Source organism: Nonomuraea sp. NPDC049480 (genome assembly GCF_044465905.1).
Lineage (GTDB): Bacteria > Actinomycetota > Actinomycetes > Streptosporangiales > Streptosporangiaceae > Nonomuraea.
In genome coordinates, this window is the sequence record NZ_JBITMD010000017.1 from 1 (window position 1) to 26,697 (window position 26,697).

Here is a 26,697-nt window from a genome sequence, read left to right on the forward strand (position 1 = left end):
GAAGCCCGACAGAACCTCGACAGGAGCCCATGGTCACTGTCCGTCGACCTACTCGTTGACCAGGGGGAACCCTGCGGTATTTCGGTCAACGGGTCCTCCTGGCCTTCGCGGTACGCCTGGCGGATCGGGCCCCGGCCGCCATGGCAGATGGCGCGGGCCAGACGGTGGCGGGACTCCTGGACGGTGAGCTGCCGGTTCATCAGGCGGCGGTAGGTGTCGTCCATCGGGCCGACAGGGCGAGGAGGTGCATGGTCTTGTCGATCCGGCCGTACTCGGCGAACGCCGTACCGAGCGGAGGGGAGATATCGATCCCGGTCTGGAGCGTGTTCGGCCGCGGGCGCCGATTCGCGCCGAGCCGCGGGAGCTGGTTGGCTTTAGGCCGTCACAACGCGGTTGATCCGAACGGGGGCTTTCCATGCGCACTGTCGAACCCGAGGTCTTCATCGTCGCCCGTCCGGCGCTCGACTACGACGAGCTGGCCCGTTACCTGGCCGAGGTCGGCGGGGAGAGCTGGCTGGAGCGGCTGGACCGCGGTGACCTCGACGCGCAGAACCTCGCCGAGTTCGCCGGCCGGCTCTGCTACCGCTCCTTCGAGCCGGGACTCAACCCCAACGTGGTGCGCATCAGGGAAAACCAGGACGACTATCTGCGTAACATCCTGGCCAGCGCGCACGGCTCGGTCCTTGAGCACGTCAGCTTCAGCTTCGTGCTGCACAACGTGAGCCGTGTCCTCACACATGAGCTGGTCAGGCATCGCCCCGGCGTGGCGATCTCCCAGGAGTCGCTGCGGTTCGTCCGCCTGGACGAGCTGCCCTTCTGGTTCCCGGAATGGGCACGGGCCGATGACGAGCTGATGAAGCGGGCCACGGCCGTGCTGGAGCAGCTGGAGCAGTTCCAGCTGTGGATGGCCGATCACTTCGGGCTCGACGAGGAGGGCGTGCCGTTCTCGGAGAAGAAGCACCGCACGTCGTTCATGCGCAGGTTCGCCCCCGAGGGCGTGGCGACCGGGCTGGTGTGGACCGCGAACGTGCGCACGCTGCGGCACACGATCGAGGCCCGCACCGCCGCCGGCGCGGAGGAGGAGATCCGCCTGCTGTTCCAGCGCATCGGTGAGCTGATGCGCCGGGAGGCGCCCGCGCTCTTCGGCGACTACGTGGTCGAGGACGGGGCTTGGGTACCAGGCTGGCGAAAGGTCTGACCGGCCTCGCACTCCCGTAACACAGGCACGCAGCCGGGACACGGGTCCACCGCCTCCCCGCCCGATTCCACCACCGCATGATTCCGGCAGGGCTGAGGCTGTCGGCCTCGGGCTACCTCGCGGTGGCCGCCATCACCGTGCACCTGGGCTCCCCTGGCCTCCCATCAAAGCCGCCGTCGTGTCCGGCGCCGGGATGCCCGGCTTCAGGACCCGGAAACTTCCCCGTCGTCGACCCCGTCCGAGGTGAGCCGACCACGAGGTCGTCCGGCCTCATACGGATCCATATCCCCAAAGCGTGACTCCAGCCAGCCGGTCCCCTCGGAGCGGGCCAGGACGGGGTGGATGGTGCCGGGAGTCAGAGTTCAACTCAGGCGGTCGTCAGGCTGTGCCGGCGTCCGCGCCGGTGTCCGGTTCATGAAGGTCTGCCAGCCCGAGGCCGAGTTCTTCGAGCAACTCCGTCAGCTCGTGCAGCTGGTAGTAGCCGGGTACGCGGCCCACCGCCGCACCGTCTCTGGTGACGAGGTACCACACCTCGCCGGGCTGGACGTCACGGTCGAGCATGCTGACGAAGATCCAGTGAGCGTTGCCGGGGCGGACGTCCACCGGATGAACACGGATGCCGCCTGGACCTTCGAGGTAGCGAGGCATGGCCGTCAGGCGGGCGGCGCGAACCGCGGCAGGCCGGCGAGCTTGATCTCGTGCTGCTCATCCATGAATCGAAGCTACGACGAGATCGCCGGCCCGTCACCTCCTGACCCCGGCCGTCCTTGGGGTGGAGTCCGCGACGACACAGAAAGGCCCGGTCTTCCTCATCTGCGAGGCGCGCCGGGCGCCGTGGTTGGAGTTAACGTGTAAGTAAGTAATCATCTTGGAGGTCTTGATGGCCGACCCCCTCGACGCCTACTCCCAGGTCGTCTCCTCTGTCGCCGCCGAACTCCTTCCGAAGGTCGCTGCCGTCCGTACGCGGGGCGGCAGCGGCTCCGCCGTCGTCATCGACGTGAACGACCTCTCGCCCGGACGCACCTTCACACATGGTTCGCCGAGTTTCCTGCTGACCAACGCGCACGTGGTCGGTTCCTCCCGCGCCGGCACGGTCGCGTTCGGTGACGGCACCTCCGGCGACTTCATCGTGGTCGGCCGTGATCCGCTGTCGGACCTCGCGGTGATCAGGGCGCAGACGGTCACCCCCCAGCCCGCCGTGCTCGGCGACAGCGACGAACTGGTCGTCGGGCAGCTCGTGGTGGCCGTGGGCACGCCGCTCGGGCTGGCCGGGTCGGTGACGGCCGGCGTGGTGTCGGGGCTGGGGCGCTCGCTGCCCGCGCGCAGCGGGTCGAACGTACGGCTCATCGAGGACGTGATCCAGACCGACGCCGCGCTCAACCCGGGAAACTCGGGCGGGGCGTTAGCCGACTCCCGGGCGCGGGTGGTCGGGATCAACACGGCCGTGGCCGGGGTCGGCGTGGGGCTGGCCGTGCCGATGAACGCCACGACCCGCTCCATCATCGCCGCGCTGATCCGGGACGGCCGGGTCCGGCGGGCGTTCCTGGGGCTGGTGACCTCACCCGCGCCGCTGCCCGAGCAACTGCGGCGGCGTACCGGGCAGGACGGGGCCCTGCGCGTGGTCGAGGTGGTGCCGGGCTCGCCCGCGCACCGGGCCGGGCTGCGCGGCGGCGACCTGGTGCTGAGCGCGGGCCGCAGCCCGGTGGGCGACGCGCAGAGCCTGCAGCGGCTGATGTTCGCGGACGCCATCGGGCAGCCGCTGCCGATCACCGTCTACCGCAACGGTGCGCTGGTCGACGTCATTGCTGAGCCGGTGGAGCTGACCGGCTCAGGTGTGTGACGCCGGGAGCGTCCGGTGACGCGCCATCGGACGTGGCCTTCCGGGGCGGCTGCGGCCCGTCGGACGTGGCCTGTCCAGGCGGCTGCGGCCCGTCGGAAGTGGCCTGCGCGGGCGGCTGAGGTCTGGCGTACGTCCCGTTGCGGCGGGCCAGCAGCTCGGCCAGCAGCGCGTCCCACTGCCGCCCGATCGCGTCCACGTCGTACGTCTGCGCAGTCTCCAGCGCCCCCGCCGCCAGGTCCCGGCGCAGCTGCTCGTCCTCGATGACCCGGATGATCGCCGCCGCCAGGTTGGCGTTGGTGCGCGGCTTGACCAGCAGCCCGTCCACCTCGTGCGTGATCATCTCCTTGGGGCCGTGCGGGCTGTTGAAGCTGACGATCGACAGCCCCTTGGCCATGGCCTCCAAGATCGTCATCGGGAAGCCCTCGTGACGCGAGCTCAGCACGTAGATGGACGCCTTCTCCAGCTCGGCGCCCACGTCGGAGGTGGGCCCGGGCAGCTCGACCGTGCCCTCGAGCCCGGCCTCGGCGATCTGCTGCCTGAGGTTGTCCTCCTGGGGGCCCGCGCCGAAGATACGCAGCTTCCAGTCGGGGTGGGCGGCGGCCACGGTCTCCCAGGCGGTGATGAGCCGGTGGTAGCCCTTGATACGGGTCATCCGGCCGACCGTGATGGCGACCTTGGCGTCGAGCTTGGACACGTCGCCCGTCATGGGGGGCACGGCGTTGGGGATGCGGACCAGCTTCTTCGGCTTCTTCGGCAGCGTCTCACGGTAGTCGCGCAGGTCGGCCTTGGTGAGGGTGGCCAGGGCGTCGAGGCGGCGGTAGCGCCACTTGATCAGCTCCTGGATCGGCTCGGCCTGGGTACGCAGCGCCACGTGCTCCTGCCCGATCGTGATGACGCTCGGCAGTGCTAACTGGGCTATCGCCAGGTTGAGCCCGGGACGGGTGGCCATCAGCACGCCGGTGTCGAGCGAGCGGATGTAGCGGGCCAGCTTGAGGTCGGTCCACAGGTTGAACCGGTGGTAGGCCGACTCCTCCTTGGGGATCAGCTTGCTGGGCATCTTCGACAACATCGCGCGCAGCGGGTCGGCGCTGGGGTTGAGCCGGTCGTCGAGGTAGCGGAACCTGACTCGCGGATCGATCGGGAAAAACGGCTCCTCGGCCTCCTTCAGGATGCTCACGATCTCCACGTCGTGCTCCCTGGCCAGGTAGCTCGCCAGGTTGAACACCGTCCTGATCGTGCCGCCCATCCCGTTGGCGTGCAGCAGCAGAATGCGGACCTGTTCAGTGGACGGAGGCGGAGCCTTCTGCACCTTGCGCCGGTTGTACCCCCGATAGAGCCGGACAACGGCCGACTTTCCCTTGCGTGCCAGTGCGCGCACCTGACAGGTCCCCCTTAAGGACGGAAGAAGTCACACACACGTGGCCGGTGTACAAGGAAGCGCCCCTTGCCACCGGCCAATGTCTCGCGTCGGCGGAGTGCACCATTCATCCCCTGTGCGCTTTCCCCACCTATGATCTTTAGACGCCCGAAAGCTGACTAAGGTTGCATCCGCGGCCGGTGTCGGGGGTCAGGAGTGTGCGGCGGCCGCTCGGCCAGCAGGCCGAGCGCGACGTCGATGGCCCGCTCCAGCTGCGTGTCGACGCCCCTGGCGTAGTCCTGCGGGGTGATGTCGACCTCGATGTCCGGGTCGGTGCCGTAGTTCTCCACCTGCCAGCCGACGTCGTCGAAGGCGAAGGAGAACTCCGGCTGCGTCGTCACCGTGCCGTCGGCCAGCTGGTGCCGCGGCCAGATCCCGATGACGCCGCCCCAGGTGCGCTTGCCGACCAGCGGGCCCAGCTTCAGCACCTTGAACGTGTGGCTGAAGATGTCGCCGTCCGAGCCCGCCCACTCGTTGGTGAGCGCCACCAGCGGCCCGCGCGGCGACTCCGGCGGGTACGGCTCCGCCGCCCCCCACCGCGGGTAGTCGTAGCCGAGCCGGCGCCGGGCCAGCTTCTCCAGCAGCAGCGCCGACACGTGCCCGCCGCCGTTGAAACGCACGTCCACGATGAGCGCGTGCCGGTCGTACTCGGCCAGGAACCCCCGATGAAACTCGCCGAACCCGTCCGCCCCCATGTCGGGAACGTGCAGATAGCCGACCCGGCCGCCGGAGCGCTGGTGGCACTGGGCGCGGTTGAGGTTCACCCAGTCGCGGTAGCGGGCGGGCTGCTCGTCGGCGATCGCCCGCACGGTGACCGTGAAGACCCGGTCCTCGCGGCGCAGCGTCAGCTCGACCTCCTCGCCGGCCTGGTTGACCAGGCGCTCGTTCGGGGTGGCGGCCGTGCCGATGGGTGCGCCGTTGATCGCCAGGACCGCGTCGCCGGTGCGTACGTCGACGCCCAGCCGGTTCAGCGGCGAGGTGACCGCCGGATCCCACGGATCGCCCGTCACGATGGCGCGGATCGAGTAGACGCCGTCGCGGTAGTCCCAGTCCACGCCCAGCTTGCCCTGGCTGTAGTCGGGGCCGGGACGGTATTCGCCGCCGCTTTCGAAGGCGTGGCTGGTGGCCAGCTCGCCGTGCAGCTCCCACAGCAGGTCGGAGAACTCGCCCCGGGTCGTGACCCGGTCCACCAGCGGCAGATAGCGGTCGTACACCGCCGGCCAGTCCACGCCGGCCATGTCCTCGGCCCAGAAGTTCTCCAGCTGCAGCCGCCACGCCTCGCGGAACATCTGCCGCCACTCCGCCTCCGGGATCACCGACACCTTGATGCGCGACAGGTCGATCCAGCCGCTCTCCCGCCCCGGGTGCTCGTCGTCGCCGTCCGGCGCCTCGCCCGCCTTGACCACGCGCAGCCGGGACCCGGCCCGGTACAGCAGCGTCTTGCCGTCGCGGCCCAGCTCGAAGTCGGTGACGCCGTCGGCGAACGTCTCCTTCTCGCGCTTGGCGAAGTCGTACAGATGCAGCGTGTTCTCGCCCTCGGTGTGGCTGGCGAGGAACAGCGCCTTGCCCTTCAGCCCGGCCACCCGCTCGTAGCGGCCCTCGGGCAGCGGGAACGCGGCGACGCGGCCGGCCAGGCCCTCCACGTCCACGCGCAGCGGCTCCGGCGTCTCCTCTTCCTCGTCCTCGTCGTCCTTCTGCTCCAGCGGGCGCTGCGCCGGCACGAACGGGTCCGGGACGTCCGCGCGCAGCGCCACCGCGTACAGGCGGGTGCCGAGCGGAAAGCCCAGGTCGAACTGGAGCTGGTCATAGACGGGGGAGAAGATGCGCTGGCCGATGAAGTACAGGTAGCGGCCCTCCGGGTCGAACGCCGGCATCGCGTCCTGGAGCACCGGCTCCGTGGCCTGCACGGTCAGCCCGGTCTCGGGCCGGTGCAGCTTGATCGCGCTGGTCTGGGCGTTGAGCGGCGAGGCGTAGGCCAGCCAGTGGCCGTCGGGCGACCAGGCGAGGTCCTCGGGCGAGCCGTGCGGATTGGCCTCGACCAGGCCGGCGCGGCCCGTGGCCAGGTCGAGCAGGTGCAGCTCGTGGCGGTGGTTGACGACGGCCACCCGGTCGTGCGCGGGGTCGGGGACGAGCTCGGTGATCCGGCCCAGCCGGGCGACCTCCGTGCCGGGGCCGCCCTCGGTCCCTTCGAGGATCACCAGCCGCTCCTCGTCGCTGTCGTCGCTGGCCGCCGCGACCAGCCGGACGCCGTCGTTGAGCCAGGTCAGGAAGCGGTAGCGGACGCCATCGGGCGCGCCGTGCTGGCGTACCGGGCCTTCCCAGTTCGCCATCGCGTACGCCTTGCCGCGCGCCGTGATCGCCAGCGCGCTGCCGTCCGGGCTGAGCGTGGCGCCGTCGAGGTAGTCGGCCGCGTCGACGAACCTGCGGTTGCGCTGCGTGCGCGAGCTGGCCAGCCGCACCTCCAGCTTGCGCGGCCGCTCCCCGGGGTCGAGCAGGTAGAGATCCGCGCCCGCGTGGTAGACCAGCCGGTGGCCGTCGCCGGACAGGTTGCGCGCGTAGTAGTCGTCGTGGTGGGTGTGTTTGCGCAGATCCTGACCGTCGGGGGTGCACGAGTAGACGTTGCCGACCCCCTCGTGGTCGGAGAGGAAGCACACCCGCCCACCGCTCCAGCACGGCGAGGCCAGGTTGCCGGGCAGCCGGATCAGCCGCCGGAACTCACCGGCTCCGGCCGGGTCGATCCACAGGTCGCCGACCGTGCCGCCGCGGTAGCGCTTCCAGCGGGCCGGATCGGCGGTGTTGCGGCCCAGCACGATCATGCCGCCTGGGCCGTACGCGATCGAGTTCGCCGGGCCGTACGGCAGCCGCTCCGGCACCCCGCCGGGCGCCACCCGGTGCAGCCACTTGCGGGCCTCGAACGGCTGGGCGGCGTCGCTGGCGTACAGGATGCGGCCCTCAGGGTCCCAGCCGGTCACCGTGCAGCGCGCGCCGTGGAAGGTCACCCGGCGGGCCGCACCGCCGTCGGCCGGCATGACGTACACCTCTTCCGGGCCCTCCTCGCGGCCGACGAACGCCAGTTGTTCGCCGCGCGGCGAGATGCGCGGATAGCCCGCCTCGGCGAGCCCGGTGGTCAGGCGGAAGGCCCGGCCGCCCCGGGCGGAGACCATCCACAGGTCGTCCTCGGCGGCGAAGACGACGACGTCCTGGAAGACGGCGGGAAAGCGCAGGTAGGCCGGCATTGCGGTGAGCTCCACGGTCGATCGGACAGCCGGCAGGCCGGACCGGCCCCGGCTGTCCGATCATGTCACCCCGCGGGCGGGCGCCCCATGCCGCCCGCCCCGCGGGTTCCAGGTCAACCCTCTTCCGAGGTCTTCCCGGTGTCCTTCTTCGTCTCCTTGGCCTGCCTGTTGGTCTTGATGGCCTGCTTCTTGGACTTGCCCGACTTGGTGGCGGGTTTCTTCTTCGTGTCTGCCATGGGAATTCCCCCCTGTACGGATGAGATGCACCCGATTGGTGCACCGCGTTCGTTAATACCCATCTATCGACTAAACCCGACATACCGCCTATCGGGTGGGCCGGTCGCCGGACGGCTCCGACCACCACGCGCCCTCGCCGTGCGACAAGCCGGGCAGCCGCTGCTCGAACTCGTGCACCACGGCCGCCGGGAGCTCGCCCGTGATCACCCAGGCGTCGTCGCGCCTGACGGTCCCGTCCAGCTCGCCGCCCAGCGCCGCCAGCCCGCCGGTGACCGCGGCGAACGCCTCCAGCGGGATCTCCACCTCGAAACGGTGACACGGCTCGTACACCGTGGTGCCCGCCCGGCGCAGCGCCTCCATGAGCACGAGCGGCGTACGGCCGCGGAAGTCGGCCGCCACGGTGGTGGGCGCGCTGTAGCCGCTCCGGGTCAGCGTCACCATGACATCGGTGACCGGCCAGCCGTGCGGGCCCTCGCGCAGCGCCAGCCGTACGCTCTCCTCGATCGCCCGGTAGAAGGCCTGCGGCAGCGACCCGAGGTCCACCTCCAGCCGGTAGCCGACGCCCGAGCCCGGCGCGCCCGGCTCCACCCGCAGGCCGACCGTGGCCATGAACGCGTTGGGGCCGTGGCGCCGGATCTCCTCGACGGCCTCGCCCGTGCCGGAGGGACGCTCGAAGAGGATGGGGCGGCTCGGCTCGAACACCGCCTCGACGCCGAACTCCCTGGCCAGGGTCTCGCCGATGACCTCCTTCTGCACCTCCCCGTACAGCAGGACCGACGTCTCGCCGCCGGCGAGCGTGCGGGTGCCGATGAGCGGGTCCTGCTCGGCGAGGGTCAGCAGGGCGGCGTGCAGACGGGGCTCCTGGCCGGGGACGCGCGGGCGGACGACCGTCTCCAGGCTGGGCGGGCTGAAGTACGCCTGACCGCCCGCGGGCGGCTCGCCCACGTGGTCGCCGACGCGGATCTCCGGCACGCCCCGGACCTTGACGATGTCGCCCGCCACCGCCTGACGCCGCCCCGGCGCCCCGGCGACGGCCAGCGCGGTCAGGCGGCCGTCGTAGGCCCGGCCCTTCCCGTGGAACGTCAGAGGCTCCCGAGGCCGCAGCACGCCGTCGCGTACCCGCAGGTAGGCCACCTTCTCGCCGGTCGGGGCGCGCTCGATCGCGAACACGGTGGCCCGCGCCGCGCCCGGCGCCCGCTCGGGGCCGGGCTGATGGACGGCGGGCAGCAGGGTGGCGATGCCGTCGAGGAGATCCGCGACCCCCTGCCCGGTGATCGCCGAGCCGTACAGCACCGGGTGCGCCTCCCCGCCCGCGCACTGGCGGGCCAGCGCCGCGCGCACCTGTCCCAGGTCGGGCGTCTTCCCGTCGGCGAGCAGCTCCAGCAGCCCGTCGTCCCGCTCGGCCAGCACCTCGGCCGCCTCCTCCACCCGCTCCGGCGGGATGCCGTGGGTGGCGGCGGCCGCGCGGCCGATGTCCCGCACGGTGTTCAGGGCGACGCTGTACGGCGACAGCCGCCGCCGGATGTCGGCCAGCAGCTCCCGCTCCCTGGCACCCGCCCGGTCGATCTTGTTCACGAAGATCAGCGTGGGCAGGCGCAACCTGCGCAGGGTCTTCATGAGAACCCTGGTGTGCGGCTGGACGCCCTCGACGGCCGACAGCACCAGCACGGCGCCGTCCAGTACGCCGAGCGCCCGCTCCACCTCGGCCACGAAGTCGGCGTGGCCGGGTGTGTCCACCAGGTTGATCCGCAGGTCACCCAGCGTGAATGAGGCGACGGCCGTGCGGATGGTGATGCCGCGGCGGCGTTCGATCTCGCCGGAGTCGGTCTGTGTGCTGCCCTCGTCCACGCTGCCGAGCCGGTCGATGACGCCGGTCTCGAACAGCAGCCGCTCAGTGAGGCTGGTCTTGCCCGCGTCTACGTGCGCGAGGATGCCGATGTTCAGGATGTGCATGTGTGGTGGAGCCCTCGAGAACTCTCGTGCCAATGGGGCGCTGGGAGATTCCGAGGCGGCGCCGCATCACATGCTCCTGGTAGGTCGGCCAACAGAACCCGGCCATCGTGCCACCGCGAGAGGGCGGCGAGCGAGCGATTTTCCTCCGACCCGCCGACCACCGCGCATCGGGCCCGTCGAGGCCGGACCGGTGCGGGCGATGCGCGGACGAGGTCACAGGAGGCGGAGTTGCTCCGGGGCCGGCGGGGCAGGGGCAGGGGCAGGGGCCGGGCGGGGTGGGAGGCGGCGGGCCATGGCCGGGGTGGCGCGGCCCACGCCGAAGCGTTCGGCCAGCTCCTTGACCTGGGACGTGATGCGTCCCTGGTATGCCTTCGGCGCATAGGCGCCCCGGCCGTACAGCTCCAGGTAGCGCGGCACCAGGCGGGGATGCGCCCGCGACAGCCACCCCAGCCACCACCACGGAACTTTGAGGATCCCTAATGAAACTGGTGAGCCTGGCGCAGACCTCCAGCCGCCGGCGCGGATTGGGTGCCCGCCTCGACCGCCCGCCAGACCTCCTGATCGACGAACCCGACCGACACGCCGGCGCTCACCTCGGTCACCTCGGCCGCCTCGATGAGCAGATCGAGGTCGCGCAGGATCAGCGTGCCCTTGGTGAGGATCGAGAACGGGTTGGCGGCGTCGCGCAGCGCGGCCAGGATGCCGCGCATCAGCCGGTAGCGGCCCTCGGCGCGCTGGTAGGGGTCGACGTTGGTGCCCAGAGCTACCGGGAAACGGCCTCTGACCGGGTGGCCGCCCCAGCGGGGTGAGGCCAGCTCCTTGCGGGCCAGCTCGGCGGCGTTGACCTTGACGACGATCTTGGAATCGAAGTCCGCTCCAGCATCCAAATCCAAATATTCGTGCGTCTTTCGGGCAAAACAGTAAATACAGCTATGGCTGCATCCCCGGTAGGGATTGATCGTGTACTCGAACGGCACGCGACTCGCAGCAGGCACACGGTTGATGATGGATCGGGCCTGGATCTCGTAGAAGGTCATCCCCTTGAACTCGGGTGTGTCGAACGTGCGGGTGATCGCGCCGCGGGCGAACAGCGGAGCGATCGGATCGTCCTGGCCGGGCCCGGTCAGACGCAGGTTGTCCCAGCGCATCCCATGATTAGAACAAAAGTTCGAGCTTGATCGCAAGCTGAAAAGAGAGTGCAATTACCTGGTCAGGCGGTGGCTAATGATCTTCATGGTTGGGCAGAAAGACGCCACAGAGCTTGCGTTCCGGAGGTGCATCTATGGCCTGGTCGCAGGACGAGGAGCGGATGCTGGCCCAGATCGAGCAGCACCTCGTCGACGACGATCCGCGACTCGTCGCACGGCTGGAGTCGTTCAACGAGCGGGCCCGTCGCAGCGAGGCGAGGTCGAATGGGCAGCTCGGCGGCCGGCGGCGACCGCGCCGCTCGACGGTCATCATCTTGATCAGCTGGCTGCTCATGGCCACGCTGATCGCCACTCTCCTGATCATGGTCCTCAGTCACGAGGCCGCCACCGCCGTGGCCGACGCCTTCTGAACGTTCACCGCGCGGTCCAGGCACGCCGGACGATCCCGTAGCCGATCACGGTGATCCCTTTCCGCCGTAGCACTCGCGGGCCCGCGGTGAGATGAGGAACTCGTAGTCACTCCGGCGCACGCGCCATCCGTGCGGATCGACCGCCCGCGACTCCGCTCCTCCCAGACCGGGATGCACGGCCCACTCGCTCAGGCCCGGCGGCAGCTCGCGCAGCCGCCGGGCGTACGCCGGCCGGCGCCACGGTCAGCTCGAACACGTCCGCGCCCGCCGTCGGCCAGGCAGTGCCAGTCCAGGTGGGCCGGTGTCAGGCCGGCGTCGAGGACGGCGTCGATCTACGCGCGGAACTCGACCTCGACCTCGACCTCGATCTCGTCGAGCCGGGCCCGGCCGGGCAGATCGGGGATGCGGTCGTGGGTGAACAGCTCGCCCGTCTCGCCGAGCAGGGACGGAACCCTGTCCCGGTCCGCCGGCGGCCCCCAAGAGAAAGGCGGCGCGCCCACTGCTCCGCCCCATAATGACAAGAAGTTTTCTTAGAGGCGTTAAGGACGGGAGCGGGATGGGCGGCAGGCGCGAGAGGGTCCGGCAGGCGACGCTGGGGGAGATCCGCGCGGCCGCGCGCAGGCTGCTCGTCGAGCACGGCTCGGCGGCCGTCACGATCAACGCCGTGGCCAGGGAGATGGGGATGAGCGGTCCGGCTCTCTACCACTACTTCGGCAGCCACGAGGAGCTGGTCGGAGCGGTGACCGCGGACTTCTTCCGCGAGCTGACCGAGGTCTTGGAGGCGGCGCGGGACGCGTACCCGCAGGGGGAGCACGCCCGGCGGCTGCTGGCCGCGTGCCGTGCGATGCGGACGTGGGCGATCACGCACCGGGCGGAGTTCGGGTGGGTCTTCGCCAGCCCGATCACGAGCGAGCGGCGGCCCGACTCGCCGCGCGAGCTGGCCGGGCGCGACTTCGAGCAGGTCTTCCTGGAGGAGGTCGCGGCACTGTGGGAGAACCGGCCGTTCCCCGTGCCCGCCGAACTGGATCCGGCGATCAGGGAGCAGGTGCGGGCGTACACGGCCGCGGCCGGGATTGGGCTGCCGGTCGAGGCCGTGCACGTCTTCCTGTCGTGCTGGATCAGGCTGTACGGCCTGCTCTGCATGGAGGTGCTCAACCAGCTCGACTTCGCCTACTCGGACCTGGAGCCGGTGTTCGAGGAGTGCCTGCGGGAGATCGCCCCCAAGCTCGGGCTGGACTACGACGACCTGTGAGTCATGCCGTGCGGACTGCCGGCTCGTGACGCACGGGGAAGTTGACCGAGGAGGCGATGAAGCAGGCCTTGTGGGCGTCGGCGTGCAGTCTCGTCGCGGTCTCGGTCATCTCGGGCGCGGCAACGGTGACCTCAGGGCGCAGGACGACCTCGGTGAAGTGGCCGCCGTCCGCGGTCTCGGCCATGGTGCCGACGGCGCGGTCGACGTACTCGGTGACGACGACGCCCGCGAGCGAGCACAGGTGCAGGTACCACAGCATGTGGCACTGCGACAGCGAGCCCACCAGGAGCTGCTCGGGGTTCCAGCGCGCCGGGTCACCTCGGAAGGCCGGGTCGGAGCTGGCCGGGATCGCGGGCGGGCCGTCGGCGGACAGCTCGTGGTCGCGGCCGTAGTCGCGGTAGCCGCTTGTGCCGGTGCCCTTGTTGCCGGTCCAGGTCACGACGGTCGGGTAGGTGTGCAGGCGCGTCATGGGCGGTCGTCCTTCGTCGTCTCGTGCCGGGCGGGGGTGCGGCTCATCTCCAGGATCTCCGCGGCCTCCATCTCCGTGAGCCGGGCCCCGAGCGGGGAGGTGCCGCCGAGGGTCAGCTCCCGCGGCCGGCTGCATGCCACGTCGGTCCGCATGCGATCAGATTAGGGCTTTGTATGCGTTGCAGGTAAATGGGCGTGTACGGCTTCCTCGTGGCGTGCGATCCGTGCCACGGGTGACCGAACCGGAAAGCGGACCGGCCTGCCTGAGCCTTGCGCCCGAATACTCGTCTACGTATATTCGTAGACGGGTATTTGCTGACGAAGGTGATGAGGCATGGCAACGCGACGTCCGGTTCGGAACCTGCTGGCGCTGGCCGTGCTGACCGCGGTCGTCCAGCGCCCCATGCATCCGTACGAGATGGCCTCGGTCCTGCGGGCACGCGGCAAGGACCAGGACATGCGGATCAAATGGGGATCCCTTTACACCGTCGTCCGCAACTTGGAAAAACATGGCCTGCTGGAGGCCGTGGAGAGCACACGGCAGGGCGCCCGCCCCGAGCGGACCGTCTACCGCATCACCGACGCCGGCCGCGCCGAGGCCGAGGACTGGACCCGCGAGCTGCTGTCCACCCCGCACCACGAGCCGTCCCCCTTCGAGGCCGGCCTGTCGGTGATGGGCGGGCTCGGCCCCGGCGAGGTGGTGCCCCTGCTGCGGCGCCGTCTGCAGCTGCTGGAGGGGCGGATCGAGGCCGACCGGCAGGACCTGGAGCGGGAGCGGCGGGAGCTGCCCAGGCTGTTCCTCGTCGAGTCCGAGTACGCGCTGGCGATGCGGGAGGCGGAGGCCGCCTGGGTGCGATCGCTGCTGGCGGAGCTGGCCGGCGGCACGTTCCCCGGCATGGGGGAGTGGCGGGCCTACCACGAGACCGGCCGGCTGCCCTCCGACGTGGCAGGCCTCGCGGAAAGGGGCCTCGCCACCGAATGAAAGACCCGGCGGAGGTGCTGGCACACCGCCGCCGGGTGACCTCGTACCGACAGACCCGCGGAGCGGACCCCGGCCACGAGATGGCACTGGCAACAATAGCCGGGCTCCCCTCCACGGACCCAACCAAGGGGAGACACCATGATCACTCTCGACGCCGTGACGTCGAAGGACGGCACCGCGATCACCTACCACCGGCTCGGCCACGGCCCGGGCCTGGTCCTCCTGCACGGGGCCATGCAGACCGGGCACGGCAACATCGAGCTGGCCGAGGCCCTGGCCGGCGATTTCACCTGTTACGTGCCCGACCGCCGGGGAAGGGGCCGCAGCGGCCCGTGCGGGCCCGGCTACGGGCTCCGGCGCGAGGTCGAGGATCTGGACGCGCTGCTCGCGGCGACGGGCGCGCAGCACGCCGTGGGCGTCAGCTCGGGCGCGATCATCGCCTTGCATGCCGCGCTCGTCCGGCCGTCACTGCGCAAGGTCGTCGCTTTCGAGCCGCCGCTGGACATCGACGGCTCCAACCCGACCGGCTGGCTGTCCCGCTTCGACAGGGAGATCGCCGCGGGCCGCATCCCCGCGGCGCTGGTCACCGGCATGCGAGCCACCCGGATGGGGCCGCCGATCTTCAAGGTGATGCCGCGGCCGCTGCTGGAGCTGCTCACCGCCATGATGCTGAAAAATCAGGACAAGGCCGCCAGTGTCGGGGAGCCGACGTTCCGCGAGCTGGCACCGTCGCTGCACAACGACGTTCAGGTGGTGGCGGAGACCGCCGGTGACCTGGACGTCTACGGATCGGTCGGGGCCGAGGTGCTGCTGCTCGGCGGCACGAAGAGCCCGGCGTACCTGAGGTCGGCGCTCACCGCCCTGGAGCGGGTGCTGCCGCGGTCGCGTCGCGTGGACCTGGCCGGTCTCGGCCACAGCGCCACCTCGAACGCCGCCATGCGCGGCAGGCCGGAGCGCGTGGCTGAGGAGGTGCGCCGCTTCCTCGCCTGAGGCGGGCCGCAGGCCTCGTGAGGAACCGCCGGCCCGTCAGGAACACCTGAGGCGGGCTACAGGCCCTTGAGGAACGTCGCCGCCACGGGGGCGGCCACCTTGCCGCCTCCACCGCCGCCCTCCACGACCACCGCGAACGCCACGTCGCCCTTGAACCCCATGAACCAGGCGTGGCTGGGGAGCTTCTCGCCGGTGCCGTACTCGGCCGTGCCGGTCTTGCCGTGGGTGCCGGCGGGCAGCCCCGCGGCCTTGGCGGTGCCCTTGGTGACCACGGCCGCCATCATGGCGTGGAGCTGCTCCTTCACCCCGTCGGGCAGCTTGCGCTCGGCGGCCTTCTGCTTCAGGGAAGGCACCAGCGTCGGCGGGCGCCAGGTGCCGTCGGCGATGGCGGCGGCCACCGACGCCATCGACAGCGGGCTGGCGGTGATCTTGGCCTGCCCGAACGCCTCCGCCGCCAGCTCGGAGTCCGAGCCGGCCTTCGGGAAGCTGGCCTTGGCGGCCGGCACCCCGATGTTGAGCGGCTGGTTGAAGCCCACGTCCTCGGCCGCGTCGAGCAGCTTGTCCGCGCCCAGCTTGGAGTGCGCCAGGGGCGCGAATGTGGTGTTGCACGAATGAGCGAAGGAGTCCAGGAACGACAGCGACCCGAACGCCTCGTTGTCGGAGTTGCGGATCGGCAGGCCGCCGACGTTGGCGTTCTTCGGGCAGGTGACCCGGTCCTGCGGCGACATCCCCGCCGCCAGCAGCCCGATCGCCGTGACGGCCTTGAACGTCGAGCCCGGCGGGTAGCGGCCGTCCAGCGCCCGGTTGAACCCGCCCCGGTTGTTGACCACGGCCAGGATCTCTCCGGTCGACGGCTTGATGGCCACCATGGACGTCGGCTTCTCCATGTCCTTGACCGCGCCCACCGCCGCGGCCTGCACCTGCGGGTCGAGCGTGGTCTGGACGGGCTCGCCCTTGCTGCCCTCGATGGTCTTCAGCGTCTTGCCGCCGAGCTGGATGTCGGTGGACGGGGTGCCGGCCAGCCGCTCCTGGAACGTCTCCTGCAGCCCGCCCCGCCCGACCGCCTGACCCACCTTGTAGGCAGAGCCGAGCTTGGCCACGTCCTTCTTGGTCGCCTTGTCCAGGAATCCGACGAGCTGCTGCACCGACCCGCCTGCCGTGCCGTCGTCGATGCGGTCGCCGTCGGCGTCGGTGATCTCGGCCCTCCCCGGCCAGCGCGTCTTGATCTGGAACGTCTGCCCCGCCGTCATCGACGGATGCAGCGTCGCCGGCTTCCAGTCCACCTTCCAGGAGCGGTCGGCCACCACGAGGTCGATCTGGCCCTCGTAGGACCACTCGCCGATGTTCTTCAAGGCCAAGGTCGCGGTGTACGGGACGCGGGCCGAGTCGTCGCCCTCGGCTACCGGGCCCAGCCGGATCGAGGTCCGCTCCACCGCCAGCCCGCTGCGCTGCTGGTCGTACGCGCCGAGCTGTTGCGGCTTGGCCAGTTCCTTCGCCATCGCCGCCTTGTCCCCGGCCTGCCACGCGGCCGCGAAGCGTTGCGCCGTCTCGGCCGGGGTGCCCCTGGTGTGCAGCAGGTAGTACGCGCCACCGGCCGCGGCTCCCACCGCGAGCACGGTGGCGCCGGACACGATCGCGATCGTACGGCCCCGCGCCACTGACTCAGCCCCCTGGTCCTCGACGACGAATGTCCGAGCCTAGGCCAACCCGTTGGATGCCTTGACGCTGGCAGCATAGACCGGGACGTATTCCTGCCCGGACAGCTTCTGGACGGCGGCCATGATCTCGTCGGTGACGCGCCGCCGGTCGCGGGCGCTGGTGTGGTCGCCCTCGAAGTGCATCGGCTCGCCGATGGAGATGCCGATCTTCGCGGGCCTGGGCACCTTGGCGCCGAGGGGCAGCACCTTCTCGGTGCCGTTGAGCGCCACCGGCAGCACCGGCGCGCCCGTCTTGAGCGCCAGCCAGGCCACCCCGATCTTGCCGCGATAGAGGCGGCCGTCGGGGGAGCGGGTGCCCTCGGGGTGGATGCCGAACAACTCGCCCCGCTCCAGCAGCGCGGCGGCCTCGTCCAGCATGGTCTGCGCGGCGTGTGCGCTCTCGCGGTCGATCGGCAGGCTCCCGCCCAGCCGCATGAAGAATCCGGAGACCGGGTTGCCCGAGAAGTACTCGTTCTTGGCGGTGAACGTCACATGCCGCGGCAGCAGCGCGGGCAGCAGAAACGAGTCCAGCACGGACAGGTGATTGGCGGCCAGGATCGCGGGCCCGCTCCTCGGCACGTGGGCCGCGCCGGTGATGTGCGGCCGGCACATCGCGTGCGCCAGCGGCGCGGCGGCGAACTTGACCACTTCGTAAAGCAACAGGCTCTCCTGGATCAGCGGGCGGTCGGCCACCCCACCATAGAGCAGGCGTCCCGCTGGTGAGCGGGACGCCTGGGAAAGCAGTTAGGCCGATGTGGCGGTCGCCTCCTCGGCGAGATGCACAACACGGTTCCAGCCGAACGGTATTCCGTGAAGGCGGTAATTTGCGGCCCGGGGGACACTAACCACATCGGCTCCTTGAGTTAAGCACACGGCTTGGCCCGGGAGGTAATCGTGGCCTCCACCTGGGAAGCCCGTGACCCTGCGCCCGGGTGGACCGGCGCGGCGACGCGGGGTCGTGGCGGGAGCGCGGCGCCCATGCCGGTGGTCGCCGGCGCGGGCGCCGCGGCGGGTCAGCCCGCCAGGCGGGGCAGGACGCCGGTGCTGTGGAGGCGGTCGCGGGCGGCGGCGATGGCCTCCGTGGTCGTGGCGAAGACCTGGCCGGCCTGATTGAGGCGCGCGATCACCCCCAGCGCCTCCAGCGGCTGGTGGTGGCCGTCCGGGATGCCCGAGACGTAGACGAGGATGCCGCGCCGCTCCAGTCGTTCGATGGCGTCCCCCAGGACCAGTGCGCCGCTCGCGTCGATGGTGGTGACCCGGGACATGCGCAGGACCACCACGGACACGTCGGCCACCTCCGACAGCTCCAGCAGGAAGCGATGGGCGGCGGCGAAGAACAGCGGTCCCGCCAGGCGGTAGGTGACGATGTGCTCGGCGAGCACGGCGTGCTCGTCCTCGGTGTGCTGGAGCCGCACGTCGCGGCGCAGCGGCTCCGGGTCGAGGCGTACGTTGCGCGCCATGGCCCGCAGCGCCAGCGCCCCGGCGACGACCAGGCCGAGGATGACGGCCGGCACAGTGTCGAGTGTGAGCGTGGCGACGGCGGTCAGGACGAGGACCACGGCGTCGCCCCGGGTGGACCGGAACATGGCCCGCACCGCGTCCATCTCCACCATGCGGGCGGAAGTGGCCAGCAGGACCCCGGCCAGCGCGGCGAGCGGGATCTTGGAGACGAGGCCCGCGGCGGTGTACACGATGCCGGCCAGGATCACCGCGTGCGAGAGCGCCGCCAGCCGGGACCGGGCGCCGGAGCGCACGTTCACCGCGGTCCGCACCATGGCCCCGGTGCCCGGCATGCCGCCGAACAGCGGCGTGACGAGGTTGGCGAGGCCCTGACCGAACAGCTCCCTGTCGGGGTCGTGCCGGCGCCCCCGGCTCATGCCGTCGGCGACGGCCGCCGACAGCAGGGATTCCAGCGCGGCCAGGGCGGCCACCGCGATGGCGGGCGCGACGAGGGACGGCAGCGCGGCCGGATCGAGGAACGCCAGCGACGGCGCGGGCAGTCCGGCGGGCAGGTCGCCGATCCTGGCCAGCGGCAGCCCGGCCACCTCGGCGACGACGGTGGCGGCGGCGACGGCGAGCAGCGAGAACGGCACGGTGGGCCGCAGGCTCGTCCCCACCAGCAGGACGGCGGCCACGGCCAGCGTGACGGACATGGCCCACCAGTGCGGCCGGGCCAGGAAGTCCACGAGCCCGTGCCAGGCCACGACGGCGACCTCGTCGCTCTCCGCGGCGGGTACGCCGAGCGCGTGGGGAATCTGCTGCAGGCCGATCACGCAGGCGATGCCGACGGTGAAGCCGGCCACGACGGGAGCGGGGACGAGCGCGACGTACCGGCCGGCGCGGGCCAGCGCGAGGCCGACCAGCAGCAGCCCGGCCAGCACGCCGACGGTGAGGACGCCGGAGACGCCGTGGGCGGTCATGATCGGCATGAGCACGACCGTCATCGCGCCGCTGGCTCCGGACACCTGCAGCCCGGACCCGCCGAACACGGCCGCCACCGACCCGGCGACCACGGCCGTGGCCAGGCCCGCCTGGGCGCCCATGCCGGAGGAGATGCCGAACCCGAGGGCCAGGGGCAGGGCGACGATCGCCACCGTGAGACCGGCCTGCAGGTCCCTGCGCGGATGGCGGCCCATCGCGGCCAGCGCGGCGCGTTCCGGAAGCACGGCGCGCACGCGCGCCCACCCGGACGACACGACGCCGGTCACTTTATGTAGTCCTTCAAACACGTAACGTCACGACATATGTGCATAAAGAACCCGTCCACTCATCACTCCCTCTCGTAAAGCCCGGCTCCGCAATGTCCCGAATTGCATATCTGCAATCGTCAAGCGGTTGTCAGGATTACAAGTACACGCCCTCTCGCCTGCCTAAACATCGGTGGAGCCCGGGATGTTCGGCCGGACGCGAACGTGGGCCGTCACCCGAAAGGCGGCATAATTCCTATATCTCGCTCAACCCGTACGAATTGCGAGGAGTGAGAAAGCCCGCTCGGCGGCGCGGACCGCCTCCGGCTCGACCTCGCGCAGTGGCCGGCCCTCCGCCAGCGGCAGCCAGTTGCGCCGGGCGAGCACCCGCTGCGCGGCGAGCACCTGCGCGGCCAGCAGGGCGGCGGTCAGGTCGTCCATGACCTCGCCCAGCGCCTCGGCCAGGGCCAGCTCGTCGCGCGAGATGTGCTGGAACAGCCGCGCCGCCAGGCTCGGCGTGGCGAAGACCATCCGGTGGAAGGCCACCACCTCGGGATGGTCGTTGAGCCCTGTGACGGGGTCGCGCCTGGCGAGCCCGTCGAGGAAGTGGCGGCGCAGCGCCTCCAGCGGCTCCTCCCCGGCGGCCCGCTGCCGCACCATGCGGGCGGCCTCGCCCTCGTGGTCGGCGATCCGGTGCAGGACGAGGTCCTCCTTGGCCGGGAAGTACTTGAACAGTGTCGGCTTCGACACCCCCGCGGCCGCCGCGATCTCCGTCACGGGCACCTCGTCGAAGCCGCGCTCCAGGAAGAGTGAGACCGCCGCCGCCGAGATGGCGTCGTGCACACGCTGCCGCTGGAGCTGTCGCAGACCCGTCATGGACACACCCTACCAAAGTGTTAACCTGGTTAATCTCTTAACCGAGTAAACACTTTGGGGTTGCGATGAGGACACTCGACGACGAGCGGCAGTACGCCGAACGCTGCAAGGCGGGGCTGCGCAGGATGCTCGAAGGCGCGCGGGACAACGTGATCGTCGGCGAGACGGTGGCCGGCGACCGCTACAGCGCCGAGCGACTGGGACGCCACCTCAAGAGCCTGGCCAAGGAACTGAGCGAGGAGCCGGAGGGGCCGCCGTTCTTCGGCCGGCTGGACTTCGGCCAGAGCTCGGCCGAACACCCGGGCCGCGCGTACCACATCGGCCGGCGGCACATCTCCGGCGAGCACGGCGGCCCTCCGGTGGTGATCGACTGGCGCGCGCCGGTCTCGCGGGCGTTCTACCGGGCGAGCTCCCGGGACCCCCAGGGTGTCGCGGTACGCCGCCGCTTCGGCTGGTCCGGCACCACCCTGACCTCGTACGAGGACGAACGGCTCGAACAGGGCGAGGAGGGCGAGAGCCGGATCCTGACCGCCGAGATCGAACGCCCCCGCGTCGGCCCCATGCGCGACATCGTCGCCACCATCCAGCCCGAGCAGGACGACCTCGTCCGCGCCGAGCTCGACATCTCGATCTGCGTGCAGGGCGCGCCGGGCACCGGCAAGACCGCGGTCGGCCTGCACCGGGCCGCCTACCTGCTGTACACCCACCGCCGGCGCCTCGAACGCGACGGCGTGCTGGTCCTCGGCCCGAACCGGGCCTTCCTCGGCTACATCTCGGCCGTGCTGCCCGCCCTGGGCGAGGTGGACGTCGAGCAGACCACGCTGGAGCGGTTGCTGGCCACGGCTCCGGTCGCCGCGGCCGACAGCGAGGCGGCCGCGATCGTCAAGCACGACGCCCGCATGGCGAAGGTGCTTCGCAGGGCGTTGTACGCGCGGATCGGGAAACCGGCCGAGCCGGTCGCGGTGCCCGACGGGTCCTACCGGTGGCGGGTCCACGAAGGCGAACTGCGCCGGATCGTGGACGACACCAGGCGCGAGTCCCTCCCGTACGGCGTGGGCCGGGAACGGGTGCGGGCCCGGGTGGTGGCGTCGATCCGCCGCCAGGCCGAGGCCCGGGGGCAGACCGCGACCGCGGCCTGGACCCGCAGGATCGCCCGCGCCGTCACCCCGGCGCTGGACGCCCTCTGGCCGCCCGTCAAACCGGAAGAGGTTCTGTACGAGGTGCTCCGCGGCCCGTCCGGCCGGCCGGCGGCCGAGCGCGCGTCGGCCGGGGGCGTGCCCGCCGGCCCCGGTGGCGCCGACCCGGCCGAGGGGGTGCTCACGGACGCCGAGCGGGCCGCCATCACCTGGGCCGAACCGCCCCGCAGCCCCAAAAGCGCGAAATGGACGACCGCCGACCTGGTCCTGCTGGACGAGATCGCCGCCATGATCGAGCGCCCGCGCGGCTACGGTCACGTCATCGTCGACGAGGCCCAGGACCTGTCCCCCATGGAATGCCGGGCGGTGGCCCGGCGCAGCGAGCACGGCTCGCTCACCGTGCTCGGCGACCTGGCCCAGGCCACCACGCCGTGGGCGGCCACGTCCTGGCCGGAGCGGATGGCGCTGCTCGGCAAGCCGGACGGCGAGGTCGTCACGCTGACGACCGGCTTCCGGGTGCCGGGCGCGGTGGTCGACCTGGCCAACGCGCTCCTGGCGGCGCTCGACGTGGAGGTCCCGCCGACCCGCTCGTACCGCTCGGACGGCAGGCTGCGGGTGACCAGGGTGACCGGCCTGGAGAAGGGGGTGGCGGCGGCGGTGCGCGAGGCGCTCGCGTTCGAGGGATCGGTCGGGGTGATCGCGGCGGACGCCGGCGTCGAGGCGCTGACGTCCGCGCTGTGGGACGACGGGTTCGACGTCGGCGGGCGCCTGAGCGTGCTGCCCGCGTCGCTGGCCAAGGGCCTGGAGTACGACCACGTGATCGTGGCCGAGCCCGCGGCCATCGCCGAGGCCGAGCGGCGCGGGCTGAACCGCCTCTACGTCGCCCTCACCCGCGCGGTCTCCCGGCTCGACGTCGTCCACGCGCGCCCGCTCCCGCCCGAGCTCTCGCGTCCGGAACAAGCGGCCTGAAATGGGCAGATGTCCTGCTATATGCGGCTCGACAGGGCCACGGCTTGGGTGTGTGATGTGGTTCCCGCCTCAAGAGGAGCGCCCGTGACCTCTGCGCAGGACCCGCCCCCAGGTGACGAGCCGGACGCCCGCCGTGGTTCCTGGACGCGGCCGTCTCCCGTCCCGCGGCCGCCCTACCCGACGCGGGTGACCGACCAGGTCCTGTCGATCGTCGGGTGCGTCTGCGCCGCGGTGGCCGTGCTGTTCAGCCCCGTCCTGTTCGGCCTGGCCGGCATCGTGCTGGGCATCGTCGCTCACACGAAGGGCGAGCCGCTGGGCAAGTGGGCCGCGGTGGCCGCCGGCGTGGGCATGATCATCGGTACGGTCCTCAGCGTCATCCTCGAGAGCGTGATGTCCTGATCGCCGGCCTGGACGGGGAGCTTCCCCCGGCACCACCTGCCGCCTGCGGCCCGCGCCGGCCCGCTACGAGCGGCTCATCGAGGGGCCGCTCCTGCTTGCCCGACGAGCCCGCCGTGGCAAGCGGGCTCAGTGCGTCCCGAGCCGGGCGGCCTCCGGGTCACCGTACGGCTGCCGAGTCCCTGAGCGGGGCGCCGTGAGACCCTTGAAGCGTGCTGTCGCCCATTGACATGCTGCGCGAGCAGATCACCGCCCGGCTGGCCGCCTTCGACCGCAGGGAGGTGCCGCCCGCCGGAGGGATCCGCCGGGCCGCCGTGACCGTGTGCGTGCTGGAGGACGCCGAGCGGGTCCCGTACACGATCGTGATCAGGCGCGCCCCGCGCGGCCGCAACCCCGGGCAGTGGGCACTGCCCGGCGGGCGGCTGGACGACGGGGAGCGGCCGGTCGACGCGGCGCTGCGGGAGCTGGCCGAGGAGACCGGTGTCACGAAGGTCGAGGTGGCGGGGCTGCTCGACGACTTCGTCACCGACTCGGGGTTCGTGATCACGCCGGTGGTGGCGTTCGGCGGCCGGCAGGAGCCGGTGGGCGACCCGCGCGAGGTGGCGTCGGTGCACGCGGTGCCGCTGGAGCGGTTCCTGGCGCCCGGGGTGCCCCGGTGGGAGGGCGAGCTGCTGCAGATGCCGCTGGGGCCGTCGATCGTGATCCACGCGCCGACGGGGGCGATCCTGTGGCAGTTCGCCGAGGTGGCGCTGCGGGGGCGCGAGCAGCGGGTCTTCGACGTCGTCCAGCCGCACTGGACCCGGACCTGACCGGGCCACTAAGCCGCTCATCCGGGCGAGGAGTGGTGCTGGCCCGCTTGCCGTGACGGCGGCTTCCATGGGTGTGGCGGGGCACATCCGACGGGGGGACCGGCATGAGCGAGCGGGGCGACACGATCCTGGGCGACATCGTCGCCGCCGTGCTGGGCGACGGCTGGAGCGTGGCGGACCACGGCTTCTGGCGCTCGGCCGCGCCGGAGGGAGGCTCCCTGCCCGTCCAGGGCTGGAAGCTGCACGTCTCGGCCACGATGCTGTCGGCCCCCGTCGTGCTGTCCAGGGTCGCCCGCGTGCTCGTACGAGAAGGATGCGCCTTCAAGTTCCCCGCCACACTCGACGGCTACTGGGAGCTGTGCAGTCCGCGCTGCGACCGGGCGCAGGCCGGCAAGCTCGTCACCGCGTACCCGGAGGACGACCGCGAGTCCGCGCGGCTGGCGGCCCTGCTCGACGCGGCGACCCGCGGCCTGCCCGGCCCGGCGATCCTGTCCGACCGGCCCTACCGGCCCGGCGGCATCGTCCACTACCGCTACGGCGCGTTCGACGGAATCCGGGTGCTCGGCGGCGACGGGTTCTACGAGGTGCGCCTGCGCTCCCCTGACGGTGAGCCGGTCCGCGACGAGCGGCTGCCGCGCTTCACCCCGCCGCCGTTCGCCACCTCCCCCTTCGCGGAGGAGCCGGTACGGCCGTCCGCGGGTGCGGTGCTGCTCAACGGCCGGTACGTCGTCCGCGAGGCCATCCGGCACGGCAACCGCGGCGGCGTGTACCTGGCCCGCGACGACCGGACCGGGCACGAGCTCGTGATCAAGGAGGGCCGGCCGCACGCCTGCGCCGACCTCAGCGGCGCCGACGCCCGCGACAAGCTGGCGGCCGAGCGGGACCGTCTGGAGGCGCTGGCCGGCACCGGCGCGGCGCCCGCGGTCGTGGACTTCTTCGAGCAGGGCGGGCACGTCTTCCTCGCCGAGGAACGGGTGCCGGGCACCACCCTGGAGCGCTGGTCGGAGCGCACCGCCGGGCCGCTCGGCCGCGACGGGTTCGGCGGGGCCGCCCGTGACGTGCTGCCCGTCGCGCGGGAACTGGTGCGGAAGGTGGCGGCCGCGCATGGGCGGGGGCTGGTGCTGATGGATCTGGCGCCGGGGAACGTCATGATCGGGCCCGATGGAGATCTGCGGCTGATCGACCTGGAGTTCGCGGCAGGGCCGGGGGACACCGTCCTGGTCGGGGGCACGCCGGGGTTCCTGGCGCCCGAGCTCGTGCCGTACCGCGGCCTGCACCGGGCCGCGCCGGAGCCGTCCGCCGACCTGTACAGCCTGGGGGCGATGCTGTTCTTCCTGGCCACCGGGGGTGCTCGGCCCGAGGCGAGGGAAGGCGCGCCGGCGGAGCGCGCGGTCGCGTACGCGCGCCGGGTCCGGGCGGGCAACCCGACGCTCGCCCTGCTGTGGCCGGTGGTGGAGGGGCTGCTGGCCGAGCCGGGGAAACGGTGGAGCCTGGACCGGTGCGCCGCCTTCCTCGACCACCTCACCCCACCCGCCACGCCGGACACCGCCGCGGAAGCCGCGGCCCCGGTCAATGCCGCGCTTCCCTCCGGCGTGGGGGTGGACGAGCTGGTCGCGGACGGGCTCGCCTGGCTGGCCGGGACCATGGACCGCGGGGAGGACGCGCCGTCCCTCTGGGACAGCCGGGTCCACGGCGCGGAGGCCGACCCGTGCGCGGTGGCACACGGAGCCGCGGGAGTCCTCACCGTCCTCGCCACGGCGGCCCGCGTGACCGCCTTCCAGGGCACTCTCACCGGGATCGTGGCCGGGTGGTTGCGGCGGCGCCTGGAGCGCGAGGCCGTCTGGCCGCCCGGCCTGCACATGGGCAGGTCCGGAGCCGTCTGGGCACTCCACGACGCCGCCACCACCCCACAGGACCGGGCCGCCGCGTTACGGGCCGCCCGCGAGCTGCCCACCCGCCATCCCAGGACCGACATCACGCACGGCCTCGCGGGCTGCGGCATGGCGGTCCTGCGCCTGGCCCTGCTCTCCGGCGACACCGGCCTGCGCGCGCAGGCCGAGGCCACGTTCGACCACCTGCACGTCGCCCGCTCCCACCCCGACGGCCACCCGCGGTGGCCCACCCACACCACCGGCGACCCCGCCGGGCATCTCGGCTTCGCCCATGGCGTCGCCGGCATCGCCACGGCGCTGCTGTACGCCGCCACCGCGCTCGACCGCCCCGACTGGATGCCCGCCGTGCACGAGGTGGCCGCGCTGCTGCGCGAACGCGCCGAGCTCGACGGCGACACCGCCTGGTGGCCCACCCTGCGCTCCGACCCGGCCACCGTACGGCCGCGCCGCCCGCACTGGTGCAGCGGATCGTCCGGCATCGGCTCCTTCCTGGTGCGCTACTGGCGCGCGACCGGCGACGAGGCGGCGTTGTCGCTGGCCGGGCAGGCGGCCGCCGCCGCGCACCGGTCGCGCTGGAGGATCGGCACGGCGGCCTGCCACGGCCTGCCGGGCGAGGGCGACTTCCTGCTCGACATGGCCGCGTTCACCGGCGAGGCCCGCTACCGCCGCTGGGCCGAGGACGTGGCCGCGTGCCTGGTGAGCAGGGCCGCCGAAGAGGACGGGCGGCTGCTGGTCCCCGACCCGTTCGGCGCCTTCGTGCCCGGCTACCTGGGCGGCGTGGCCGGGGTGCTCGCGTTCCTGCTGCGGCTGCGGCACGGGCACGCCCGGCTCTGGATGCTCGACGACGTCGTACCCGCCCATGAGCTCGTCGCGGTGTCCTAGCCGCGGCGGTCACCCACACCCATCAGACAGGAAGGAGGGGGAGCACATGTCGTTCGACGTTCGGGATCTGCAGGATCTCAGCGAGCGTGAGCCGGTCGCCGCGGCGGCCCTGTGGACGAACTGCATCAAGCACAGCGGATGCACCGACTGGGCCGGCGCCGAGGGCGCCTGACGCGACACGCGTCCGGTCACCGCCGCGTATGCCGGCAACCGTCCGGCATA

General features: G+C 71.9%; 25 protein-coding genes and 1 pseudogene. 11 read left to right on the top strand and 15 right to left on the bottom strand.

The window, feature by feature from the left end:
- Positions 1-86: 86 nt before the first annotated feature.
- Positions 87-295, bottom strand: a pseudogene (locus ACIBX3_RS38020) (Tn3 family transposase); the annotation flags it as partial.
- A gap of 120 nt (positions 296-415) precedes the next feature.
- Here ACIBX3_RS38020 and thyX point away from each other — a divergent pair.
- Positions 416-1,198, top strand: coding sequence for an FAD-dependent thymidylate synthase (gene thyX, locus ACIBX3_RS38025; RefSeq protein ID WP_397125381.1), 783 nt, complete (start codon positions 416-418; stop codon positions 1,196-1,198).
- A 378-nt stretch (positions 1,199-1,576) separates the two neighbouring features.
- Here thyX and ACIBX3_RS38030 read toward each other — a convergent pair whose 3' ends face one another.
- Complete coding sequence (locus ACIBX3_RS38030) at positions 1,577-1,846, bottom strand: hypothetical protein (protein WP_397125382.1); 270 nt, start codon at positions 1,844-1,846, stop codon at positions 1,577-1,579.
- Between the two features lie 232 nt (positions 1,847-2,078).
- Here ACIBX3_RS38030 and ACIBX3_RS38035 point away from each other — a divergent pair, with 232 nt between their 5' ends.
- On the top strand, positions 2,079-3,038 hold the full coding sequence (locus ACIBX3_RS38035) for a S1C family serine protease (protein ID WP_397125383.1): 960 nt from the start codon (positions 2,079-2,081) through the stop codon (positions 3,036-3,038).
- On the opposite strand, the gene ACIBX3_RS38040 is transcribed toward ACIBX3_RS38035, so the two are convergent.
- From ACIBX3_RS38040 to ACIBX3_RS38065, 6 genes are all read right to left on the bottom strand, one after another.
- Entirely contained in the window at positions 2,998-4,416 is a 1,419-nt protein-coding gene (locus tag ACIBX3_RS38040) for a glycosyltransferase family 4 protein (RefSeq protein WP_397125384.1), read from the bottom strand. The two genes, ACIBX3_RS38035 and ACIBX3_RS38040, sit on opposite strands and share 41 nt — an antisense overlap.
- Before the next feature lie 158 nt (positions 4,417-4,574).
- Positions 4,575-7,706, bottom strand: a complete 3,132-nt coding sequence (locus tag ACIBX3_RS38045; RefSeq protein WP_397125385.1) for a PDZ domain-containing protein — start codon at positions 7,704-7,706, stop codon at positions 4,575-4,577.
- 98 nt (positions 7,707-7,804) lie between these two features.
- Positions 7,805-7,927: a hypothetical protein gene (locus ACIBX3_RS38050; RefSeq protein ID WP_397125386.1), complete on the bottom strand. Its 123-nt coding sequence runs from the start codon at positions 7,925-7,927 to the stop codon at positions 7,805-7,807.
- A gap of 88 nt (positions 7,928-8,015) precedes the next feature.
- Positions 8,016-9,881 carry a GTP-binding protein gene (locus ACIBX3_RS38055; protein ID WP_397125387.1) on the bottom strand — a complete coding sequence of 622 codons (1,866 nt, stop codon included), beginning with the start codon at positions 9,879-9,881 and terminating at the stop codon, positions 8,016-8,018.
- A 213-nt stretch (positions 9,882-10,094) separates the two neighbouring features.
- Positions 10,095-10,298, bottom strand: a complete 204-nt coding sequence (locus ACIBX3_RS38060) for a hypothetical protein (RefSeq protein WP_397125388.1) — start codon at positions 10,296-10,298, stop codon at positions 10,095-10,097.
- 59 nt (positions 10,299-10,357) lie between these two features.
- Positions 10,358-11,029 carry a hypothetical protein gene (locus ACIBX3_RS38065; protein ID WP_397125389.1) on the bottom strand — a complete coding sequence of 224 codons (672 nt, stop codon included), beginning with the start codon at positions 11,027-11,029 and terminating at the stop codon, positions 10,358-10,360.
- Between the two features lie 134 nt (positions 11,030-11,163).
- Between ACIBX3_RS38065 and ACIBX3_RS38070 the strand changes: the two genes are divergently transcribed.
- Complete coding sequence (locus ACIBX3_RS38070) at positions 11,164-11,439, top strand: DUF3040 domain-containing protein (RefSeq protein ID WP_397125390.1); 276 nt, start codon at positions 11,164-11,166, stop codon at positions 11,437-11,439.
- Between the two features lie 332 nt (positions 11,440-11,771).
- On the opposite strand, the gene ACIBX3_RS38075 is transcribed toward ACIBX3_RS38070, so the two are convergent.
- Entirely contained in the window at positions 11,772-11,939 is a 168-nt protein-coding gene (locus ACIBX3_RS38075; protein ID WP_397125391.1) for a hypothetical protein, read from the bottom strand.
- Between the two features lie 56 nt (positions 11,940-11,995).
- Here ACIBX3_RS38075 and ACIBX3_RS38080 point away from each other — a divergent pair, with 56 nt between their 5' ends.
- Entirely contained in the window at positions 11,996-12,691 is a 696-nt protein-coding gene (locus tag ACIBX3_RS38080; protein ID WP_397125392.1) for a TetR/AcrR family transcriptional regulator, read from the top strand.
- Between the two features lies 1 nt (position 12,692).
- Here the strand turns inward: ACIBX3_RS38080 and ACIBX3_RS38085 are convergent, their stop codons facing one another.
- Positions 12,693-13,160: an OsmC family protein gene (locus ACIBX3_RS38085; protein WP_397125393.1), complete on the bottom strand. Its 468-nt coding sequence runs from the start codon at positions 13,158-13,160 to the stop codon at positions 12,693-12,695.
- Positions 13,157-13,312, bottom strand: a complete 156-nt coding sequence (locus ACIBX3_RS38090; protein WP_397125394.1) for a hypothetical protein — start codon at positions 13,310-13,312, stop codon at positions 13,157-13,159. The genes ACIBX3_RS38085 and ACIBX3_RS38090 overlap by 4 nt, the downstream gene beginning before the upstream one ends.
- A 181-nt stretch (positions 13,313-13,493) precedes the next feature.
- On the opposite strand from ACIBX3_RS38090, the gene ACIBX3_RS38095 reads away from it, so the two are divergent.
- The gene (locus tag ACIBX3_RS38095; protein ID WP_397125395.1) at positions 13,494-14,141 is read left to right on the top strand and encodes a PadR family transcriptional regulator; all 648 of its coding nucleotides are present in this window, start codon (positions 13,494-13,496) and stop codon (positions 14,139-14,141) included.
- Between the two features lie 138 nt (positions 14,142-14,279).
- Entirely contained in the window at positions 14,280-15,131 is an 852-nt protein-coding gene (locus tag ACIBX3_RS38100) for an alpha/beta fold hydrolase (RefSeq protein WP_397125396.1), read from the top strand.
- A 56-nt stretch (positions 15,132-15,187) separates the two neighbouring features.
- On the opposite strand, the gene ACIBX3_RS38105 is transcribed toward ACIBX3_RS38100, so the two are convergent.
- From ACIBX3_RS38105 to ACIBX3_RS38120, 4 genes are all read right to left on the bottom strand, one after another.
- Entirely contained in the window at positions 15,188-16,762 is a 1,575-nt protein-coding gene (locus tag ACIBX3_RS38105; protein ID WP_397125397.1) for a penicillin-binding transpeptidase domain-containing protein, read from the bottom strand.
- Positions 16,763-16,828: 66 nt separating this feature from the next.
- Positions 16,829-17,491, bottom strand: coding sequence for a lysophospholipid acyltransferase family protein (locus ACIBX3_RS38110; protein WP_397125625.1), 663 nt, complete (start codon positions 17,489-17,491; stop codon positions 16,829-16,831).
- Positions 17,492-17,841: 350 nt separating this feature from the next.
- A complete protein-coding gene (locus ACIBX3_RS38115; protein ID WP_397125626.1) occupies positions 17,842-19,464 on the bottom strand; it encodes a SulP family inorganic anion transporter in 1,623 nt (540 codons plus the stop codon).
- Between the two features lie 318 nt (positions 19,465-19,782).
- Positions 19,783-20,391: a TetR family transcriptional regulator gene (locus ACIBX3_RS38120; protein ID WP_397125398.1), complete on the bottom strand. Its 609-nt coding sequence runs from the start codon at positions 20,389-20,391 to the stop codon at positions 19,783-19,785.
- Positions 20,392-20,456: 65 nt separating this feature from the next.
- On the opposite strand from ACIBX3_RS38120, the gene ACIBX3_RS38125 reads away from it, so the two are divergent.
- The 5 genes from ACIBX3_RS38125 (at position 20,457) to ACIBX3_RS38145 (ending at position 26,647) form a co-directional block, all read left to right on the top strand.
- A complete protein-coding gene (locus ACIBX3_RS38125; protein WP_397125399.1) occupies positions 20,457-22,496 on the top strand; it encodes a HelD family protein in 2,040 nt (679 codons plus the stop codon).
- Positions 22,497-22,580: 84 nt separating this feature from the next.
- The gene (locus tag ACIBX3_RS38130) at positions 22,581-22,895 is read left to right on the top strand and encodes a hypothetical protein (protein WP_397125400.1); all 315 of its coding nucleotides are present in this window, start codon (positions 22,581-22,583) and stop codon (positions 22,893-22,895) included.
- Positions 22,896-23,104: 209 nt separating this feature from the next.
- A complete protein-coding gene (locus tag ACIBX3_RS38135; RefSeq protein WP_397125401.1) occupies positions 23,105-23,701 on the top strand; it encodes an NUDIX hydrolase in 597 nt (198 codons plus the stop codon).
- Positions 23,702-23,805: 104 nt separating this feature from the next.
- Positions 23,806-26,475, top strand: a complete 2,670-nt coding sequence (lanL, locus tag ACIBX3_RS38140) for a class IV lanthionine synthetase LanL (protein WP_397125402.1) — start codon at positions 23,806-23,808, stop codon at positions 26,473-26,475.
- 46 nt (positions 26,476-26,521) lie between these two features.
- Positions 26,522-26,647 carry a hypothetical protein gene (locus ACIBX3_RS38145; RefSeq protein ID WP_397125403.1) on the top strand — a complete coding sequence of 42 codons (126 nt, stop codon included), beginning with the start codon at positions 26,522-26,524 and terminating at the stop codon, positions 26,645-26,647.
- Positions 26,648-26,697: the final 50 nt, after the last annotated feature.